Source organism: Streptomyces sp. NPDC059002, assembly GCF_042740435.1.
GTDB lineage: Bacteria > Actinomycetota > Actinomycetes > Streptomycetales > Streptomycetaceae > Streptomyces.
In genome coordinates, this window is record NZ_JBHYJI010000061.1 from 36,531 (window position 1) to 57,125 (window position 20,595).

Here is a 20,595-nt window from a genome sequence, read left to right on the forward strand (position 1 = left end):
CCGTCACCGGGTGGTGAAAGGCGAATGGACCAGCCCCCGGAGGGACTGGTCCATTCGTGTTTCACGTGAAACATCGTCGCCGAACTACTCGGCGATGAAGTCCTCGAGGTCGCGCTCGATTGCGGCCTTCGGCTTGGCGCCGACGATGGTCTTGGCCACCTCGCCACCCTGGTACACGTTCAGCGTCGGGATGGACATGACGCCGTACTTGGCGGCGGTGCCCGGGTTCTCGTCGATGTTGAGCTTGACGATCTCGATCTTGTCGCCGTGCTCGGCCGCGATCGCCTCAAGGGAGGGGGCGATCTGGCGGCACGGACCGCACCAGGCGGCCCAGAAGTCCACCAGCACGGGCTTGTCGTTCTTGAGGACGTCCTCTTCGAAGGAGGCGTCGGTCACGTTCTTCAGGGTGCCGGCCACGGCAGTCTCCTTAACTTGGTGCAGTGGGGAAGATGGGGCGGTCAGACGGTGGCAGCCGCGGTCTCGTTGTCGGCGAGAGCAGCGAGGAAACGCTCGGCGTCGAGAGCGGCGGAGCAGCCGGTGCCGGCTGCCGTGATCGCCTGACGGTAGGTGTGGTCGACGACGTCACCGGCGCCGAAGACACCGGTCAGGTTCGTCCGGGTCGAGGGCGCGTCGACCTTCAGGTAGCCCTCGTCGTCCAGCTCCAGCTGGCCCTTGAAGAGCTCCGTGCGCGGGTCGTGGCCGATCGCGATGAACAGGCCGGTCACCGGAAGCTCGGACGTCTCGCCCGTCTTGAGGTTGCGCAGCGTCAGACCGGAGAGCTTCTGCTCGCCCTTGATCTCGGCGACCTCGCTGTCCCAGATGAACTTGATCTTCGGGTCGGCGAAGGCACGCTCCTGCATCGCCTTGGAGGCGCGCAGGCTGTCACGACGGTGCACGATCGTCACGGACTTGGCGAAGCGCGAGAGGAAGGTGGCCTCCTCCATCGCGGTGTCGCCGCCGCCGATCACGGCGATGTCCTGGTCCTTGAAGAAGAAGCCGTCGCAGGTGGCGCACCAGGAGACGCCGCGTCCGGAGAGGGCGTCCTCGTTCGGCAGGCCGAGCTTGCGGTGCTGGGAGCCGGTCGTGACGATGACGGCCTTCGCACGGTGCACGGTGCCCGCGGTGTCCGTCACGGTCTTGATCTCACCGCTCAGGTCGACGGCGACGACATCGTCGGGCACGAGCTCGGCGCCGAAACGCTCGGCCTGGGCCCGCATGTTGTCCATGAGCTCCGGGCCCATGACGCCGTCCTGGAAGCCGGGGAAGTTCTCCACCTCGGTGGTGTTCATCAGCGCACCGCCTGCGGTGACGGCGCCCTCGAACACCAGCGGCTTCAGCGACGCGCGCGCGGTGTAGAGCGCCGCCGTGTAGCCGGCGGGCCCGGAGCCGATGATGATCACGTTACGGACGTCGGTCACGGCTTGATTCCTCGTCTCTGGGGACTGCTGCGTACTGCTGGCGGGTGTCCGTCTCAGGACTCTCACCCCACCCAACGGATCCTACGGGGCATGCATTCCCCGACGTGTCCGAGCGCACGGAAGCATGTCAGAACGGGAGAGTGCCATGCGCCACAAGGCCCCTGGCCACAGCGCGGTATCCACGTGAACCGGTACCGGGAAACAGCCCCGAGAGAGTCAGCTCTGGGGGTAGGAGTGCTTCGTCAGGACCTTGCCCTTGGCCGGTGAGGGCTTGCCCACACAGGCGGCGTCGACGACGTACGCGTACACCTGGGTGCTGTCCGACGCATCCGGCACCACGACGAGGTAGGCCTTCTTGCCCTCGTAGGTGCCTTCCTCGGCCGCGATCGGTGTGCTGTCACCGATGCCGCGCTGGATGCACACCGGAACGTCGACGGTGGCCGTGCGAATGGACGGTTCCGTCTCGGGGGACACCGGGCTGGACCGTGTGTCGAAGGAGCCGTCCGTCTTGCCAGGGCTCTTCCCGGGGCTCTTGACGGAGGTCCTGGCAAGAAGATCGGCGACCTTGCTCTTGAGCTTCTCGTCGGCGAAGGAACTGGCGGAGTCCTGTCGGCCCGACCCGCCCGAATCGTCGCTGAGGCTGTACACCAGCAGCGAGCCGAGTCCGATGGCCGCTGCCGTGAAGACGGCGCCGAGCACGGTGGTACGCCGACGTGTGCCCCGCAGCCGCTCGCCACGACCCGGCCCAGTGGACGCACGCGGGTGCCCCGCGGGACGGTCCACGGATGCTCCGGATGTCGATGCGGGCGATGTTTCACGTGAAACACGCGCGGCGGCGGGCGACGCAGAGGCGGCCGCGGGCACCGTCACCGGTTCCGCCGAAGCCGATGTCGACGCCGACTCGGAAGCGGCAGCGGAGGCGAAAGGAGCGTCGGGCGAGGTGGAGTCCAGCAGGGCCTCGGCCGCCAGCGCCGCATCGATGCGCCCCGCGACGTCGGCGGGCATACGAGGCGGGCCCGGCAGCGTGCCGAGCATGCCGCGGATCTCCTCCAGGGAGGCGTAGACGTCGGCGCAGAGCTCGCAGCCGTCCAGGTGCCGTCGTACGTCCCCCGTACGCGACGGGGAGAGCAGGCCCTCGGTCAGGTCCGAGATCTCAGCGACTTCGGGGTGCCCGGCCGAGTCGGTCGTGGTTGTCACGCTCGCCCACCTCCGCCCTTCACAGCAGCTGAATCGCTTGGTCCTGTATCCCGTGGCCCTGCTGCCGGTGGGACGGATGTCCCCTGCGTCCGGTTCCTTCCTGAGCCAGGCTTCTTGCTTTCGTCCTCGTCGCCGCCGTCCCCGTTCCGCGTGGGCGCCTCCGTCCGCAGATGAGTGAGGAGCGGCAGCAGTCTGGCTCTGCCGCGCGCACAGCGGCTCTTGACCGTGCCGGTGGGCACGTCGAGGACACGGGCGGCCTCGGCCACCGGATAGCCCTGCATGTCGACCAGGACGAGCGCCGCGCGCTGGTCGTGCGGCAGTGTGCCCAGCGCCTCCAGGAGCTCCCTGTGCAGATCGCCGCGCTCGACGGGCGCGGCCGCCGATTCCTCCGGCTCCAGGAGCTGCTCGAGTCGCTCGGTGTCGTCGATCGGGGAGGTCTTGCGCGAGGCCGCTTTCCGCGCCCGGTCGAGGCAGGCGTTCACGGTGATGCGGTGCAGCCAGGTCGTCACGGCGGACTGTCCCCGGAAGGTGTGCGCGGCACGGTAGGCGGAGACCAGCGCGTCCTGCACCGCGTCAGCGGCCTCCTCGCGGTCTCCCAGGGTGCGCAGCGCCACGGCCCACAGCCGGTCACGATGGCGCCGCACGAGCTCACCGAAGGCGTCCTTGTCACCGGCGACATGGCAGGCGAGGAGGTCCTGGTCGCTCATGTCGCCGTGTGCGGTGCTGTCCACCGTCGAACCCCCTCCCCCCCCGGTGAGCCTTGTCGAACTGGTACCTCAGCTCGTGAACTTCACGTCCGCGATCCCCTGCTTGTAGCCCTCCGAGTAGTAGCCGTCGGTCGCCGACCTCGGCGCCGCCGTCATCCAGAGGAGCACGTACTGCGACTTCACCGGCTTCTTGCCGGCCTTGACCTTCAGGGTCGTACCCGATGTGGTGCCGGTGCCGATCTTCTTCATCGAGTCGATCGGCGTCGAGGGCGACAGCGAATCCACGGCGTAGAGCGTGACCGAGGTGTGGTCACCGCCGTACCGAAGGGCTATCGACGCGGCAGCCACGTCCTGGGCCGAGCCGAGGTCGTAGACGATACCGACACCCGGCTTGTATGGAGCGAGCTCCGGGCCGTCGTTGTACGTCTTCGTGCGCCACAGCGTGGAGTTGTTTCCGTCGTACGTGTCACGGACCTTGTCCGGGGCCTGGGCCCGGCCCTCGACGACGTACTCCTTGGCGTCCTTGACGCTCAGCGTCTTGCCGGGCTTGTGCCCGCCCTTGTCGCCGCCTCCCGAGGTCTGCGAGCTGCCCGGCTCTCCGGAGTTCTCGCGGTCCATCAGGGCGTCCGCCAGCTGCCAGCTGCCCAGTCCGAGGGCCGCGATGAGCAAGGCGGACACGGCCCACTTGAGGGCCTTGCCCGTACGGCTCTGCAGCGGGGGCGGCGGGGTCGGTACGGGCTGTGTGGCGCCCGGGTGGGCGGCGGGACGGCCGTACGTCCCCTGCTGGTACGTGGTGCGCTGGTACTCGGGCGGTGCGGTGAAGGTGGGCTCCGGCGGGCGGATGCGGGGCATCTCGCCGATGGCCTTCACCAGTTCCTCCGGTGTCGTGCACGGAGGTTCCTGGCGGGACGCGGTCGCGCCGTCGTTGACGAGCGCGCGCATGGCGAGCTCGGACAGGCCGCGGTGCACGCCCGCGCGCACCTGGTCGGGGGCGATGAGGCCGACGCCCTTGGGAAGCCCGGAGAGGCCGTACGCGTCGTCCTCGTACGGCCAGCGCTGGGTCAGCGCTGCGTACAGGAGAGCGCCGATCGCCTCGGTGTCGGTGCGCTGCGGGGTGTCGGAGCTGATGCCACGCAGCGCGGCGTTCACCGCGAGACCGCGGATGCGGTACTGCCCGGTGGAGGTGCGCAGCACGGCGCTGGGCGTCAGCCGCAGATGCGCCAGGCCCTCACGGTGTGCGGCGGCCATCGCCTGGGCGGTCTGGCTGACGAGCTGGTACGCGTCGTGCGCCTCCAGCGGGCCCGCCGCGAGGACCGTGGTGAGTTCCGTGGCATCCGGCAGCCACTCGTGGACGACGTAGACGAGGTCGTTCTCCTCGACGGCGTCCAGGACCTGTACGAAGCGCGGGTCACCGAGCAGCGCCGAGGAACGGGCCGCGGCGAGCACCGAACGGGCCCGTGGATGGTCGGCGGGCAGGAGATGCACGCCGACGGCGCGGCGGAGCTTCTCGTCCACCGCACGCCAGCTGCTGAAACCGTCCAGACGGGTGACGCACTCTTCGAGGCGATAGCGTCTGGCGAGCTTGTGACCGCTGTGCAGTTCTGGGGGTGAGGACGCCCCGCGGCTCGTGGGCTTGTCGGTCTCCGCCGCGTCTTCGTCTGCTGCCGTGTCCCGCTCCCGGGTCTGGGCCACCCCGTCGGCCGTGGCCTGGTCCGCCTTGGCGGTCAGCGGCTCGTCGCCGCTGTTGTCTGCCACGTCGACGGCAGCCGTGCTCCGTTCCGCCACCGTCGTTCCTGCCTCCCCATCCGTTGCGCTTCATCAGACGCCAAAGCCAATTGTGCCCACAGTCCGGTGCTATGCACGACACGCGGTGGCCGATGATGGTTGTGCGAACCCCTCGATCTCAGCGACCGAGACGCCCGCGGACCATTCCGACCATCGAGTTGAGCTCCGCGATCCGCATGCGCTTCGCGGCGACGAAGAAGACTCCGAGCAGCACCGCACCACCCGCGAGCAACGCCACGAGCGACCCGAAGACACCCTGTCCGAGTGCCTGCGTGACCGCGTACGCGGCGCCGCCGCTGAGCAGCGCCGCGGGCAGCGCGGCGATCCCGAGACGGGCGTACGTGCGCAGGACGTGGGCGCCGTCCAGATCGCCGCCGAGGCGCTTGCGCAGCCGACGCCAGGCGACACCCACGCCGATGGCGTATGCGAGGCCGTACACGGCTGCCATGCCGGTGACCGCCCAGCGGGTCGGCAGCAGCATGTAGCAGGCGGCGGAGGCGGCGGCGTTCACTGCGGCGACGATGACCGTGTTGTAGAAGGGGGTCCGGGTGTCCTCGTAGGCGTAGAACGCGCGCAGCACGACGTACTGCACGGAGTACGGAATCAGGCCGAGGCCGAAGGCCATCAGCATGAAGCCCATGTTCGTGGCCTGGGCGCTGCCCGAGGAGCCGAAGATCAGGGTGCACATCGGGATGCCGAGCGCGACGAATCCGAAGGCGATCGGGACGATCGCGACGGCCGTCGTGCGCAGGCCCTGCGAGATGTCGTCGCGTACCGAACCGGTGTCCCCGTCGTGTGCGGACCGGGAGAGCCTGGGCAGCAGGGCCGCCATCAGGGAGACCGTGATGATGGCCTGCGGGAGGCCCCAGATGAGCTGGGCGTTCGCGTACGCGGCGAAGCCGATGCCGCTGGTCGACGGCAGATCGGTGGTGGCCGCGGTGGCCAGCTGGGTGACGACGATCGCGCCTGCCTGGTTGGCCAGGACGAAGAGGATGGTCCACTTGGCGAGCTTGGCGGCCTTGCCCAGGCCGTGGCCCTTCCAGTCGAAGCGGGGACGCAGCCTGAACCCGGTCTCGCGGAGGTAGGGGATCATCGCCAGGGCCTGGACGACCAGGCCGAGCAGGACGCCGAAGCCGAGGAGGCGCTCGGCCTGCGGCGGGATGCTGTTCACGGTCATGCCGGACGACGCCGACGTCCCGTACACCCAGATGAACATGCCGAGCGTGAAGATGATGACGATGTTGTTGAGGACCGGCGTCCACATCATCGCGCCGAACTTGCCGCGCGAGTTGAGGATCTGCCCCATCACCACGTGGACGCCCATGAAGAAGATCGAGGGCAGGAAGTAGCGGAGCAGGGTGATGCCGACCTCGGTGGCCGCCGGGTCGTTCGCGACCGGCACGGACATCACCCGAACCAGTTGCGGAGCAAGCACGATGCCCAGCACGGTGAGTGCGCCGAGCGCCACCATGACGAGCGTGAGGAGCCGGTTGGCGTAGGCCTCGCCGCCGTCCTCGTCCTCCTTCATGGAGCGCACCAGCTGCGGCACGAACACGGAGTTGAGGCCGCCGCCGACGGTGAGGATGTAGATCATCGTCGGGATCTGGTAGACGACCTGGAAGGTGTCACCGAGCAGGCCGACGCCGAGCGCCGAGACGATCAGGGCGGAGCGGATGAAGCCGGTGAGCCGCGAGACGAGCGTGCCGGCCGCCATGACGGCGCTCGACTTCAGCAGGCTCGACGCGCGGCCGCCCGACTTGGCGGGCGGTGCGGGCGCGGGAGCCGGGGCGGGGGCAGCCGCCGGAGCCGGGACGACCGGCTGCTCGGCGGGCGGGTAGCCGCCGTTGACGGGGGGCTGCTGGTAGCCGTTGCCCTGGGGGTAGCCGTCGCCTTGCGGGTAGCCGTTGCCGCCCTGCTGGTAGCCGTTGCTCTGGGCGTAGCCGCCTTGCTGGTACCCGTTCTGCTGGTACTCGTCCTGCTGATAGGCGGCCTGCTGGTAGCCCTCCTGCTGGTAGGGGGCCTGCTGGCTCCGGTAGCCGCCGGGCTGCTGGTCCCGGAAGAGGTGGGCGAAGGCGTCCGGCTCGTGGTGCTCCTCGCCGGCCTGGGTGACCAGGTCGTCGACGCCCACGAACTGGGTCGTCCTCGCGTCGTCGCCGTACGGGAGGTGGCGGGTCGGGCCCTCCGGCTCCGGGGCCGGGGTCTGGGCCCATACGCGCGGGTCCGGGGCGTGCTGCGAGGTGGGCGGCTGGGCGTACAGGGGCTGCTGTTGCTGGTACGTGCCGGGGGGCGGCGGGGGGTGTGCCGCGCGGTCGTACAGCGCCTCGTTCACCGGGTCCTGGGCGGAGAGGTCCTGCGCCCGGTAGGGATCCTGGTCGTAGGCGTCCTGGAGGTACATGTCCGGCGCGGGCTGCGGTGGCACCTGTCCGTGCTCGGGAGAGCCGGGAGGCGGGCCTCCGGGCGAGGCGGAGCCGCCCGCGCCCTGGCCACGGTCACCGTCGTACGGCGCGTTCATGGTTACCCCACCTCATCGTCCCCGGGCCCACCGGCCACGACATCGCTCAACGGTCCACTCTCTCACCCGTTTCCGACGGGTCGGTGCTTTCCGGAGCGGTGTCCGGCGTCGGGTCACTCGGCTGCTCGGGGTCGTCTTCCCCGGACCCGGTGCCGGATTCGCCCTCAGGACCTTCGTCGGGGCCCTCCAGGGCGCGTTTCCGGGCCGCACGCTTGCGCTGGGTGTACATGCGGAACCCGGCGAGCACGAGCAGCAGGATGCCGCCTGCGATGACGAGCATCACCGTGAGGGTGATCTCGGTGACGTTGACTTCGAAGCGGACGGGGTTGCCGTACGGCTCGCCGTCCTCGGTGTAGAGCTGGGCGTAGACCGGAACCGGGCCGTTGGCGTTGGCGGTGGTCGTGAACTTGACCGACTGGGAGTGTCCTCCCGCGATCTTGATCGGGTGCTCTTCGTACGGCCCGTCGCCGATCTTCAGGCGGGTGGGGTTCATGGAGGTCAGGCGCAGCACCAGGTGGTCGACGCCCTGCACCAGGTTGTTCTGCACCGACACCGGGATGGTGGCGCTGCGCCCGGAGAGCTTCGCGTCGGACTTCTGGATCAGCGACACCTGCTCGGTGAGCGTGGTCAGGTACTCCGTGACGCCGTCGCGGTAGCTCGTCGCCGCGGCCGCGCGGCCGCGCCAGGAGGTCGCCATCTCACGGTCCATGGCCCGCCCGAACGGCGTGACCACCCGGTCCTTCTCGGTGAGGATCACCTGGAAGCTCTTGAGCATCTCCTGGGTGTTCTGGATGTCCTCGAAGGCCGACTGCGGCAGCTCCTGCTTACGCAGCGCCGACGGGTACGCACCGGCCGACGGCACCTGCGTCGTGGCGTTCGGGTCCGGCTTCGCCTTCGCCGCCGCGGCCAGGTCCTGGGGCTGGGACCAGCGGCCCTCCCCGAGCGCCGTCAGGGCCTTCGCCATGGACTGGGCCTGGCTGACGGACGGCATGCGCTGGGGCGCGACGACGATGCTGCGCTGCTTCTCCGGGTCCTGCAGCGTGATCATCAGGCTCTGGGCGAGGAATTCCTGCACGGCGAGCGTGGAGTTCTCGGCCTCCGTCATGTCGCCCTGGAAGGCGGTCGAGAGCCGCGCGTCGGCCACCACGGCCGTCGTGCCGCCCCCGATGGGACGGGCGGCGTTGGGCGTGTACAGCAGGTTTCCGCCCTCGCGGAGGCTGTCGCTGCGGGCGATCACGCTGTGTGCGCCCGCCGAGGTGGCGACATCGACGATGGACGGGTCGATCGCGCCGTCCGCGGGCCAGGTGAAGTCGGTGCTCGGCTTCACCTGAAGGATGGCCTTCACCGCGTCGGCGCCCACCTCGGTGGCTTCCTTGAGGTGGCCGAGCGAGCCGGTGACGGCCTTGCCGGTGTGGGCGAGGGAGGCGAGGTCGGGGTCGGCGAAGGGCAGGGCGACGACCTTCTTGCCCTTGACGGCGTCTCCGAGGTCGTTGAGCCACTGGTTGGCGGCCGCCTGGTGCTTCCCCGCGACGGTGGACTTACCGTCCTTGGTCTGGATCCGGTAGCTCTTCGTCATGGCTTCGACGGAGGCCAGCAGGTCCGGGTCGATGACCCAGGTGACGTCGAGTTCGCGGCCCAGCGACAGCAGCTGCTCCAGGCGTCCGCCGGGGGCGATCTCCTGGGCCAGGCTGTCGTCCTTGAAGACGGGTGTCTGCTGCTCGTCGGAGCCCGTCTCCGCGGTGAGGTGGGTCCTGGAGATGAGCGGCCACAGGTAGGTCGTCTTCGTCTTCGTGTCGGTGGCGTCGGGCTGCCACGGCAGGAAGGTGCGCTCGATGCCGAGCACCTGCGGGTACGGCTGTGCGGCGGTCTGGCCGGTGAGCGAGACGCCCAGCTGGTAGACGCCGTCGACGCCGAGGTTCAGCGCCTTGACCGGCACGGAGATGCTGAAGTCCTGCGGGACGCCGGGCGCCAGCTTGGAGAACTTCTCGATGTACTTGCCGCCGATCTCGGAGCCGTCGGCTCCCGGCACGAAGCCCGTGCGCTTGGCGGCGCTGTCGATCTGGCTCCGGCCGGTGAGGGCCGTTCCCACGCGCAGCCCGACCTGGGCCGTGGTCACCGCCTGCTTGCCGTTGTTGGTGACCGTGCCGGAGACGGTGAGAGTGTCGTCCTCACCCGGAGCGGTGGGCGTGAGCTTGTCGAGCGAGACGTCGACGGTGCTGGAGCCGGTGGCGTCGGCCTTCGCTCTCGGTGCGTCGGCGTGTGCGGCGGGGCCTGCCGGTACCTGCAGCAGTCCGGCCAGCAAAGGGGCACCCACCAGCAGTGCTGCGGTGCGCCGCAGCCACCGGCGGGCAGGTGAGGGGCTCGTCCCCGGGATGTCTGCCGCCTCGGCCACGCGTTCGCCCGTCCCTCGTCGTCGTCGGCTTCATCGATGGTTCTCGGTTCCTGCGTCCACGCATGGTAACGATGCGCGCTGTGGCGAAGTGCCGCGGACTGCTCCACATGATCGGAAGACCTGGCCGGGGCGGGCCTGACGGGCCTCTCCGGGCCTCGCGGGAATCGAGTCGGCCTCGGGCGTCCGGGGCACGTACCCTTTTCTGTTGTGCCGAACGCCAATGAAGACAATCCCAGCGCACTGAGTCAGGTGCAGCGCCGCGCGGTCAGCGAACTGCTGCGTGTGTCCCCTGTCGCGGACGATCTCGCCCGCCGTTTCCAGGAGGCGGGTTTCTCCCTCGCCCTGGTCGGCGGCTCGGTCAGGGACGCCCTGCTGGGCCGGCTCGGCAATGACCTGGACTTCACGACCGACGCCCGCCCCGAGGACGTGCTGAAGATCGTGCGGCCGTGGGCCGACGCGGTGTGGGAGGTCGGGATCGCCTTCGGGACGGTCGGCTGCCAGAAGGACGCCCGCGTAGGGGACGTGGAGCAGAGCTTCCAGGTCGAGGTCACGACCTACCGTTCGGAGGCGTACGACAGGACCTCGCGCAAGCCCGAGGTGTCCTACGGCGACTCCATCGAGGAAGACCTCGTACGGCGTGACTTCACCGTGAACGCGATGGCCGTGGCGCTGCCCGAGAAGGAGTTCATCGACCCGCACGGCGGCCTCGAGGACCTTTCCGAGCGTGTCCTGCGCACCCCCGGGACGCCCGAGGAGTCCTTCTCGGACGACCCGCTCCGGATGATGCGGGCCGCGCGCTTCGCCGCGCAGCTGGACTTCGAGGTGGCGCCGGAGGTCGTCGCGGCCATGAAGGCGATGGCCGAGCGCATCGACATCGTCTCCGCTGAGCGGGTGCGGGACGAGCTGAACAAGCTGATCCTCTCCGCGCACCCGCGCAAGGGCCTCGCCCTCCTCGTCGACACCGGTCTCGCCGACCGCGTGCTGCCCGAGCTTCCCGCGCTGCGTCTGGAGCGGGACGAGCACCACCGGCACAAGGACGTCTACGACCACTCGCTGATCGTCCTCGAGCAGGCGATGGCGCTGGAGACGGACGGCCCCGACCTGACGCTGCGGCTCGCTGCGCTGCTGCACGACATCGGCAAGCCGAGGACGCGGCGCTTCGAGGGCGACGGCCGGGTCTCGTTCCACCACCACGAGGTGGTCGGCGCCAAGATGGTCAAGAAGCGCATGACGGCGCTCAAGTACTCCAACGAGCTCGTGAAGGACGTCTCCCGCCTGGTCGAGCTGCACCTGCGCTTCCACGGCTACGGCACGGGAGAGTGGACGGACTCGGCGGTGCGTCGCTATGTACGCGACGCGGGGCCGCTCCTGAGCCGGCTGCACAAGCTGACCCGTTCCGACTGCACGACGCGCAACAAGCGCAAGGCCAGTGCCCTGTCGCGTGCGTACGACGGTCTGGAGGAGCGCATCGCCCGCCTCCAGGAGCAGGAGGAGCTGGACTCGATCCGCCCCGACCTCGACGGCAACGACATCATGGAGGTCCTGGGCGTGGGCCCCGGCCCTGTGATCGGCAAGGCCTACAAGTTCCTGCTGGAACTGCGCCTTGAGAACGGTCCGATGGAGCGGGACGCGGCGGTGGCGGCGCTCAAGGAGTGGTGGGCCGAGCAGAGCTGAGACGGGGCGGTTGGCTTGTTCCACGGTGTTTCACGTGAAACAAGCCACCGCCCCGGGATACGCCGAGGGGCGCTGTTTCACGTGAAACCGTGAAACAGCGCCCCTCGGTTGTCCCCTACTTGGTCTTCTTCAGGCAGAGCACGACGTCGTGGCCCTTGCCCTGCTGGTAGTAGGCGATCTCGGAGGTCTTGACGGCCTCGCACTTGTTGCTGTCGCTGGTGTTGTCGAACTTCTCGACGACCTCGAACTCGGAGTCGCTCGAGGAGCAGTCGACCTCCTTGAGGTCGGGCGATGTCTGCGTGCCGTCGTTGTGCATGCAGCTGCCGACCGAGGTCGTCTCGGCGTCGCTCTTGCCGAGCTGCCACTTGCCGACGCCTATGAGGATCGCGATCAGGACAAGGCCACCGATGCGCAGGAGCATCTTCTTGCCGCGGCGGGGAGCGGCCGGCGGGGGAACGGGACCACCCTGGTGCGGCGGGTAGGGCGCGCCCTGCTGGGGCGGGTACGGAGCGCCCTGCTGCGGCGGGTACGGGGCAGGAGCCTGCTGGCCGTACGGAGCGACGCCCTGGGGCTGGCCGTAGGGGTTCTGACCCTGGGGCGGGTACGGGTTCTGGCCCTGGGGCGGCGGAGTGGTCACTTTGGGGGTCCCCCTCGAACGAGAGCGCGATGGCGCGAATACGACGCCCGTAAGTTATCGGGGTGCGGTGTCATCTCTGAAGTCCGGAGGCGCTCTGTGGCACTGATGTGACACTTACTGCAAGCTAAATCGGGCCATAGCCCCAGCAATTGCCGCGTAGAGCACGGCCACCCCGACGACCAGCGGAACCGATCGCCCGTCAGGCGGCAGCATCAGGGCGGCCACTGCCGCTGCGCCGACGAAGGCGACGTTGAACAGCACGTCGTAGACCGAGAAGATCCGCCCGCGGAAGCCGTCGTCCACCGAGGACTGCACCACCGTGTCCGTGGCGATCTTGGCGCCCTGTGTCGTCAGGCCGAGGAAGAAGGCGGCGATGAGCAGGGGGACGGGGGCGAAGGGAAGGCCGAGCGCCGGTTCGAGGATCGCCGCCGTGGCCGCGCAGGCGACGATCCAGCCACTCGCTCCCAGTCGCCCCACCGCCCAGGGCGTCACTATGGCGGCCACGAAGAAGCCCGCTCCGGAGATGCCCACCGCGAGCCCGAGCAGCGCGAGCCCGTCGGATTCCGAGGATGTCCAGGCGTACCGGCACAGCATCAGGGCCATGACGGTCAGGGCGCCGTAGCAGAACCGCATCACCGTCATCGCGGCCAACGCGCGGGCGGCCGCTGGGCGTTGTGCCAGGTGGCGCGCCCCGGCCCGCAGCCCGCGGGCGGTCCCGGCAAGCGCGGCCCCGAGCCGTGGCTGCACCAGTTCCGGGTCGGGGCCGAGGAGTTCACGGGCCATGCGGAGCGAGGCGAGTGAGGCGCAGAGGTACAGGACGGCGCCGAGGAGGACCACCGCCGCGTCCGAGTCCGGGCCCACCAGGCGTACGACGAAGGCGAGTCCGCCGCCCACCGTCGCGGCGAGCGTGCCCGCGGTCGGGGAGAGGGAGTTGGCGATGACCAGGCGGTCGCCGTCCACCACTCGTGGCAGCGCGGCCGAGAGTCCGGCGAGGACGAAACGGTTGACGGCCGTGACGCACAGCGCGGAGGCGTAGAAGAGCCAGTCCGGCACGCCGCTCAGGATCAACACGGCGGTCAGCGATGCCAGTGCGGCCCGCAGCAGATTGCCGTACAGGAAAACCTGCCGACGCTGCCAGCGGTCGAGGAGGACGCCTGCGAACGGGCCGATCAGTGAGTAGGGAAGAAGCAGCACCGCCATCGCGGAGGCGATTGCTCCGGGGGAGGTCTGCTTCTCCGGGGAGAAGACGACGTACGTGGCGAGCGCGACCTGGTAGACGCCGTCCGCGCCCTGGGAGATCAGCCGTACGGCGAGCAGCCGCCGGAAATCCCGCAGGCGCAGCAGTATCCGCAGGTCACCGACGACAGCCATAGGGCACAGCCTCACATACGAGGAGGGTCCCCGGGCGGAATGCCCGGGGACCCTCACCACGCGTGCGGCAGCAGAGCGTCAGCCCTCCTGGGGGAGCTTCAGCGCTCGACCTCGCCCCTGATGAACTTCTCGACGTTCTCGATGGCCTCGTCGTCGAAGTACTGCACCGGCGGGGACTTCATGAAGTACGAGGACGCGGAGAGGATCGGGCCACCGATGCCCCGGTCCTTGGCGATCTTCGCGGCGCGCAGGGCGTCGATGATGACACCGGCGGAGTTCGGGGAGTCCCAGACCTCGAGCTTGTACTCCAGGTTCAGCGGGACGTCACCGAAGGCGCGGCCCTCGAGGCGGACGTACGCCCACTTGCGGTCGTCGAGCCACGCGACGTAGTCCGACGGGCCGATGTGGACGTTGTTCTCGCCCAGCTCGCGGTCGCGGATCTGCGAGGTGACGGCCTGCGTCTTCGAGATCTTCTTGGACTCGAGGCGCTCGCGCTCCAACATGTTCTTGAAGTCCATGTTGCCGCCGACGTTGAGCTGCATCGTGCGCTCGAGACGGACACCGCGGTCCTCGAACAGCTTCGCCATCACACGGTGCGTGATGGTGGCGCCGACCTGGGACTTGATGTCGTCGCCGACGATCGGGACGCCCGCCTCGGTGAACTTGTCGGCCCACTCCTTGGTGCCGGCGATGAAGACCGGGAGGGCGTTGACGAAGGCGACCTTGGCGTCGATGGCGCACTGCGCGTAGAACTTCGCGGCGGCCTCGGAACCGACCGGCAGGTAGCAGACGAGAACGTCGACCTGCTTGTCCTTGAGGACCTGGACGACGTCCACGGGGGCCTCGGTGGACTCCTCGATGGTCTGGCGGTAGTACTTGCCCAGGCCGTCGTGGGTGTGGCCACGCTGGACCTGCACGCCGGTGTTCGGCACGTCGCAGATCTTGATGGTGTTGTTCTCGCTGGCACCGATGGCGTCCGAGAGGTCGAGGCCGACCTTCTTCGCGTCGACGTCGAACGCGGCGACGAACTCGACGTCACCGACGTGGTAGTCGCCGAACTGGACGTGCATCAGGCCCGGGACCTTGGTGTCCGGGTCGGCGTCCTTGTAGTACTCGACGCCCTGGACCAGCGAGGCGGCGCAGTTGCCCACGCCGACAATGGCTACGCGAACCGAACCCATTCCGGTTGCTCCCTGTGTGATCTCGGTATTCCGGATAAGAAGACCCTGCGGAACGCGGGGTCTCACTTGGCGGGGTCATCGGACGGATCCGGCGGCGGGTTGCTCTCCCGCCGCCGGGGCAGGCCCGCCGACTCCCCGGATGTGCTGTCCTGCTGAGCGGAGCTCTGGGGGGTGGACCGTTGCTGGTCCCGCCCCGCCCGCTCGCTCTCGATGAGCTCGTTCAGCCAGCGCACTTCGCGCTCCACGGACTCCATTCCGTGTCGCTGCAGCTCAAGCGTGTAGTCGTCCAGGCGCTCCCGGGTACGGGCCAGGGAGGCGCGCATCTTTTCCAGACGCTCTTCGAGACGGCTGCGTCGGCCCTCGAGCACCCGCATGCGTACGTCCCGCGAGGTCTGCCCGAAGAAGGCGAAGCGGGCGGCGAAGTGCTCGTCCTCGTACGCGTCGGGGCCGGTCTGCGAGAGCAGCTCCTCGAAGTGCTCCTTACCTTCCGCCGTCAACCGATAGACGATCTTGGCGCGACGCCCTGAGAGTGGAGCCGCAAGGGCGTCTTCGGGTGCGCTGCCCGGTTCCTCGATCAACCAGCCGTTGGCGACCAGCGTCTTGAGGCAGGGGTAGAGGGTCCCGTAGCTGAAGGCGCGGAACACCCCCAGCGACGTATTGAGTCGTTTCCGCAGCTCGTAGCCGTGCATCGGGGACTCGCGGAGCAGACCGAGCACGGCGAACTCGAGGATGCCGGAGCGCCTGCTCATCGTCGCCTCCCGTCTGCCACGGTCCTTCAGTACGGCCCTTATGCCGAGCTGATGTATCGACTCGATACATCGAGACGATAGAACGGCGATCCGGATGAGACAAGAGGGGGCACGGTGAACGGCATCACATCACCGATTCGTAGGAAGTAACTTGCCTGATTTGGGGTGAACTTCGGCCCTACGAGGGTTTTGACGGTGCGTAGTCTGTGCGCCATGCAGACCACCGGGAACCAAGTGATGCCAGGGGGCGTCGTTGTCCCCGGTGCAGTGCGGGTGGGTGCCGGAACGGGCGCATCCGCATTTCGGGGGGACCGGAAACCAGCCGCCGTTTCCAGGCGTGGACAGCTGCGCCTGCCCGAGGAGTAATCGTTCGATGAGCGAGCACCGTCGCAAACCGCCGCAGCCGCAGGGCGGCGGACGCGCCGCGGCCAGGCGTGGCGCCCCAGGAGCGCCGTCGGGCCGCCGCGCGGCACCGCGGGGCGCCACTGGATCGCCCTCTTCCTCGTACGGGTCGTATGGATCCGAGGCCCCGGATGACGGGGACCGTCCTTACGGTGGCCGAGCCGAGGCACGTCGCGCTGCCCAGCGCAGCGGCTCGGTCGGCGCGGGAGGCGGCCGCCGCAGAGCACCGGACGGTGCCGGTGGCGGGCGTTCGGGCGGCGGTGGCCGTCGTGGTGGCGGTGGTCCCGGTGGTCCGGGCGGTCCCGGGCGCGGCAGGGGCCGTGGTGCCGAGCCGCCCCGCAAGAAGCGGTTCATCGACTACCCGCGCGCGGGTCGGCACGGTGCGCGTCGCTGGATCCCGTCGTGGCGTCTGGTCAGCGGCCTGTTCATCGGCTTCCTCGGCAGCGTGATGGCGGTCGCCGGCATCTCGTACGCCCTGGTGGAGGTGCCCGAGGTCGACCAGACGGCCAAGGCCCAGAACAACGTCTACTACTGGGCCGACGGCAAGCAGATGGTCGCGACCGGCGGTGAGCGCAACCGCCAGATCATCGACTACGACGACATCCCCAAGGAGATGCGCTTCGCCGTCATGTCGGCGGAGAACAAGACGTTCGAGAAGGACAAGGGCGTCGACCCGATGGGCATCACCCGCGCCCTGGTCAACATGGCCAAGGGCGGTCAGACCCAGGGTGGCTCGACGATCACTCAGCAGTACGTGAAGAACGCGCGCCTCGGTGACCAGTCGCAGACGTTCAGCCGTAAGTTCAAAGAGCTCTTCATCTCCATAAAGGTCGGCCGGACGGTCTCCAAGGAAGACATCATGGCCGGGTACCTCAACACCGCCTATTACGGGCGTGGGGCCTACGGCATCCAGGCGGCGGCGCGGGCGTACTTCGACAAGGAAGCCAGCGAGATGGACCCGAGCGAGTGTGCTCTCCTCGCGACGGTGCTCAAGGGAGCGACGTACTACGACCCCGCCGGCTACCCCGAGATCGACCCCGCGGCCAGCAAGGAAGACAACACCGCGCGAGCCAAGAAGCGGTGGGCGTGGATCCTCGACGAGGAGGTCAAGGACGGCCGCCTGACCGCCGCGGAGCGGGGCAAGTACACGAAGTTCCCCAAGCTGCAGAACCCGCGGTCGAACACCCAGCTGGCCGGCCAGACCGGTTACCTCGTGGACCTGGCCAAGGCGTACGTCATCAGGAACACCAACATCACCGCCGAGCAGCTTCAGCAGGGCGGCTACGAGATCCACACGACCTTCGACAGGAAGAAGGTCAAGGAGCTCGAGGACGCGGTGAAGGACGTCCAGAAGGCGAAGATCAAGCCGAAGCTTCGTCCGAAGAAGGACACGCACGTCCAGTTCGGCGGCGCCTCCGTGGACCCGAAGACCGGCGCGATCAAGGCCATCTACGGCGGTGAGGACGCGACGAAGCACTTCACCAACAACGCCGACCAGACCGGTGCCCAGGTCGGTTCGACGTACAAGCCGTTCGTGCTCGCCGCCGCCTTCAAGTACGGCGTGCGTGACCCGAAGGGCGTGGAGATCCAGAGCGAGGCCGAGCGCACCATCGTCAACCCGAAGAGCCTGTACAGCGGCAAGAACAAGCTCAAGATCCAGAAGTACAACGGTGACGTCTGGACCGACCGGGAGGGCAAGGAGTGGCTCCAGACCAATGACGGAGACGCCTCGTACAACGCCCCGACCTATCAGATCGACCTGCGCGAGGCGATGAGGGAGTCGGTCAACTCGGCCTATGTGCAGCTCGGCATGGACGTCGGCCTGGACAAGGTGAAGGAGGCGGCCATGGACGCGGGACTCAAGGACGACAGCTCCATGGCCAGCGCCAACTACCCGTCCTTCTCGCTCGGCACCTCGTCGCCGAGCGCGATCCGGATGGCCGGGGCGTACTCCACCTTCGCGGCGAGCGGCAAGCAGAACGAGCCGTTCTCGGTCAAGGAGGTCGAGCACGAGGGCGACACGGTCTACCGGCACGAGAAGCAGACCAAGCAGGCCTTCGACCCGGAGGTCGCCGACAACGTCACCGACGTGCTGAGGACCGTCGTGGACAAGGGCACCGGCACCTCGGCCAAGCTGCCGGGCCGCCAGGTCGCGGGCAAGACCGGTACGACCGACGGCAACAAGTCCGCCTGGTTCGTCGGATACACCCCGCAGCTGTCGACGGCGGTCAGCATGTACCGCCTCGACGACGACGAGAACAACAAGAAGCGCCAGTTCCTGGAGATGTTCGGCACGGGTGGCGAGGAGAAGATCCACGGCGCCTCGTTCCCCGCGCAGATCTGGCAGGACTACATGACGCAGGCGCTCAAGGACGAGCCCGTCGAGAACTTCAACGTGCCCGGCCCGATCGGCAAGGTCGTCGGCGAGACCCCGCCCCCGCCGCCCAGCCCGACGGCGACCGAGGAGCCGGAGGAGACCACGTCACCGACACCCTCGGAGTCCGAGTCCTCGAAGCCTCCGACGGAATCGCCCGATCCCGGTGAGTCCTGCGACCCGTTCGACTGGGACTGCAACCACGACGGCGGTACGGAGAACGGCGGTGCCGATGGAGGCGCCGACGGCGGGCCAGGTGGTGAGTCACCACCTGCCACGGAGGATCCGACCGGTGGCGGAGGCAACAACGGCAACGGCAATGGCGGCGGGACGATCTTCGGAGGCCCGACAGGCTGAGCCGGGGACCGTCGCCGGGTGACCCGGCGGACCCCCGGGATCTCCCCCGCGGGTGTTTCACGTGAAACGAGGGCCGCCGCACCGACCGGTGCGGCGGCCCTCTCCGTGTTCTCAGTCGCGTACGGCAGGATGGCCGCATGCCTAGTGCGGACCCCAGCGCAGAGACACCGCGCACGAGCGTGTACGAGCCCGTGAGCACGCCGGAGCCGGAGCCGGTACGGCCCACGAAGGAGGACGAGGTCGCCGAGGCCGGCAGCGAGCTGATCGGTGGGCCCATCGGGCGCAGAGTGCTGTACGCGGCGACATGGTGGACCCCCGTACGCGTCATCGCGCTCGTCGCGATCGGGATGTTCGCACTCGGTATGGTCCAGAAGATGCCGTGCTACAACGGCGCGTGGTTCTTCGGGGCGAGCTCGCAGTACACGCACGCGTGCTACTCCGACATCCCGCATCTGTACCAGGGGCGTGGCTTCTCCGATGGCCTCGTGCCGTACTTCGACAAGCTGCCCGGCGACATGGAGTATCTCGAATACCCGGTCCTGACCGGCGTGTTCATGGAGGTGGCCTCCTGGGTGACGCCCGGCAGCGGCTCCATCCAGCACCAGGAGAAGATCTACTGGATGGTCAACGCCGGGATGCTCATGGCGTGCACGGCGGCCATCGCCGTCTGTGTCGCGCGCACGCACCGGCGCCGCCCCTGGGACGCCCTGCTCGTCGCCCTGGCCCCGGCCTTCGCGCTGACGGCCACCATCAACTGGGATCTGTTCGCCGTCGCCCTCACCGCCGCCGCAATGCTGATGTGGTCACGCGCGCGTGTACTCGCCTTCGGCGTGCTCCTGGGGCTCGCGACGGCCGCCAAGCTCTATCCCGTCCTGCTGCTCGGCCCGCTGCTGATCCTGTGCTGGCGTGCGGGCCGCTGGCGGGAGTTCGGGACCGCGCTGCTCGGCACGGCGGGTGCCTGGCTGGTCGTGAACCTTCCGGTGATGCTGCTCGCGAGCGACGGCTGGTCGAAGTTCTACACATTCAGCCAGGAGCGCGGCGTCGACTTCGGCTCCTTCTGGCTGATCCTCTCCCAGCGCATGGATTCGCCGCTGACCACCGACACGGTCAACACCCTGGCGGCGGCGCTGATGCTGCTCGCCTGCCTGGGCATAGGAGCACTCGGCCTGACCGCGCCGCGCCGCCCACGCTTCGCGCAGCTCGCCTTCCTGGTGGTCGCCGCCTTCATCCTCACCAACAAGGTCTACTCGCCGCAGTACGTCCTGTGGCTCATTCCGCTCGCCGCGCTCGCCCGGCCGCGCTGGCGCGACTTCTTGATCTGGCAGGCGTGCGAGGTCGCCTACTTCCTCGGGATCTGGCTGTACCTGGCGTACACGACGAGCGGCGACGCCCATAAGGGGCTGCCGACCGAGGGCTACCAACTGGCCATCGTCGTGCACCTGTTGGGCACCCTGTACCTGTGCGCCGTGGTCGTACGGGACATCCTCATGCCGGAGCGGGACGTGGTGCGGCGGTCGGGGGACGACGATCCTTCGGGCGGTGTTCTGGACGGCGCGGAGGACCGCTTCGTCCTGGGGCCCGCGGCATACGAGGCGCGGCCCATGGCGCGCGCCACCGAGGCGCCCCCGGTGCAGTGGGGATCGGCGACCGACCTGTCGCGCTGAACCGCTCCCCCGGCCTCCGGGGGCTGTTCGCCGAGAGCGAACAAGGGCTGTGGGGAGCGGCCAGGAGTGTGCATGGAGAAGGGCGGGGGCGGGGGCGCGCGGGGGGGGGGGGGGGGGGGGGGCGGGCCGCGCGGGGGGGCCGGGCCGGGTGGCACGGGCAAGCGGGCCGCAGGCC

The 20,595-nt window shown here is 69.0% G+C and carries 14 protein-coding genes; 3 read left to right on the forward strand and 11 right to left on the reverse strand.

Annotated features, from left to right (window positions below):
- Window positions 1-84 precede the first annotated feature (84 nt).
- From trxA to ACFWZ2_RS35760, 7 genes are all read right to left on the reverse strand, one after another.
- Window positions 85-417 (reverse strand): thioredoxin, encoded by a 333-nt coding sequence (trxA, locus tag ACFWZ2_RS35730; RefSeq protein ID WP_384552955.1) that lies wholly within the window; start codon window positions 415-417, stop codon window positions 85-87.
- Between the two features lie 41 nt (window positions 418-458).
- Window positions 459-1,418: a thioredoxin-disulfide reductase gene (gene trxB, locus ACFWZ2_RS35735; protein WP_384552957.1), complete on the reverse strand. Its 960-nt coding sequence runs from the start codon at window positions 1,416-1,418 to the stop codon at window positions 459-461.
- Window positions 1,419-1,634: 216 nt separating this feature from the next.
- Window positions 1,635-2,615: an anti-sigma factor family protein gene (locus ACFWZ2_RS35740; protein WP_384552958.1), complete on the reverse strand. Its 981-nt coding sequence runs from the start codon at window positions 2,613-2,615 to the stop codon at window positions 1,635-1,637.
- Window positions 2,612-3,346 carry an RNA polymerase sigma factor SigM gene (gene sigM, locus ACFWZ2_RS35745; RefSeq protein WP_384552959.1) on the reverse strand — a complete coding sequence of 245 codons (735 nt, stop codon included), beginning with the start codon at window positions 3,344-3,346 and terminating at the stop codon, window positions 2,612-2,614. The genes ACFWZ2_RS35740 and sigM overlap by 4 nt, the downstream gene beginning before the upstream one ends.
- Window positions 3,347-3,391: 45 nt before the next feature.
- On the reverse strand, window positions 3,392-5,107 hold the full coding sequence (locus tag ACFWZ2_RS35750; protein WP_384552961.1) for a protein kinase family protein: 1,716 nt from the start codon (window positions 5,105-5,107) through the stop codon (window positions 3,392-3,394).
- A gap of 118 nt (window positions 5,108-5,225) precedes the next feature.
- On the reverse strand, window positions 5,226-7,619 hold the full coding sequence (gene murJ, locus ACFWZ2_RS35755; RefSeq protein WP_384552963.1) for a murein biosynthesis integral membrane protein MurJ: 2,394 nt from the start codon (window positions 7,617-7,619) through the stop codon (window positions 5,226-5,228).
- A 46-nt stretch (window positions 7,620-7,665) separates the two neighbouring features.
- Entirely contained in the window at window positions 7,666-10,011 is a 2,346-nt protein-coding gene (locus ACFWZ2_RS35760; protein WP_384552964.1) for a DUF6049 family protein, read from the reverse strand.
- 207 nt (window positions 10,012-10,218) lie between these two features.
- On the opposite strand from ACFWZ2_RS35760, the gene ACFWZ2_RS35765 reads away from it, so the two are divergent.
- Window positions 10,219-11,685 (forward strand): CCA tRNA nucleotidyltransferase, encoded by a 1,467-nt coding sequence (locus tag ACFWZ2_RS35765; protein ID WP_384552966.1) that lies wholly within the window; start codon window positions 10,219-10,221, stop codon window positions 11,683-11,685.
- Window positions 11,686-11,800: 115 nt separating this feature from the next.
- Here ACFWZ2_RS35765 and ACFWZ2_RS35770 read toward each other — a convergent pair whose 3' ends face one another.
- From ACFWZ2_RS35770 to ACFWZ2_RS35785, 4 genes are all read right to left on the reverse strand, one after another.
- The gene (locus ACFWZ2_RS35770) at window positions 11,801-12,322 is read right to left on the reverse strand and encodes a hypothetical protein (protein ID WP_384552967.1); all 522 of its coding nucleotides are present in this window, start codon (window positions 12,320-12,322) and stop codon (window positions 11,801-11,803) included.
- Window positions 12,323-12,436: 114 nt separating this feature from the next.
- Entirely contained in the window at window positions 12,437-13,693 is a 1,257-nt protein-coding gene (locus tag ACFWZ2_RS35775) for an MFS transporter (RefSeq protein ID WP_384552969.1), read from the reverse strand.
- Window positions 13,694-13,791: 98 nt separating this feature from the next.
- Window positions 13,792-14,874 carry an inositol-3-phosphate synthase gene (locus ACFWZ2_RS35780; protein WP_384552971.1) on the reverse strand — a complete coding sequence of 361 codons (1,083 nt, stop codon included), beginning with the start codon at window positions 14,872-14,874 and terminating at the stop codon, window positions 13,792-13,794.
- A gap of 62 nt (window positions 14,875-14,936) precedes the next feature.
- Window positions 14,937-15,623 carry a helix-turn-helix transcriptional regulator gene (locus ACFWZ2_RS35785; RefSeq protein WP_384552973.1) on the reverse strand — a complete coding sequence of 229 codons (687 nt, stop codon included), beginning with the start codon at window positions 15,621-15,623 and terminating at the stop codon, window positions 14,937-14,939.
- A 373-nt stretch (window positions 15,624-15,996) separates the two neighbouring features.
- Between ACFWZ2_RS35785 and ACFWZ2_RS35790 the strand changes: the two genes are divergently transcribed.
- Both ACFWZ2_RS35790 and ACFWZ2_RS35795 read left to right on the forward strand, forming a co-directional pair.
- Window positions 15,997-18,756, forward strand: a complete 2,760-nt coding sequence (locus tag ACFWZ2_RS35790; RefSeq protein WP_384552975.1) for a transglycosylase domain-containing protein — start codon at window positions 15,997-15,999, stop codon at window positions 18,754-18,756.
- A gap of 137 nt (window positions 18,757-18,893) precedes the next feature.
- On the forward strand, window positions 18,894-20,420 hold the full coding sequence (locus tag ACFWZ2_RS35795; RefSeq protein WP_384552977.1) for a glycosyltransferase family 87 protein: 1,527 nt from the start codon (window positions 18,894-18,896) through the stop codon (window positions 20,418-20,420).
- The last annotated feature ends 175 nt before the right edge of the window (window positions 20,421-20,595 follow it).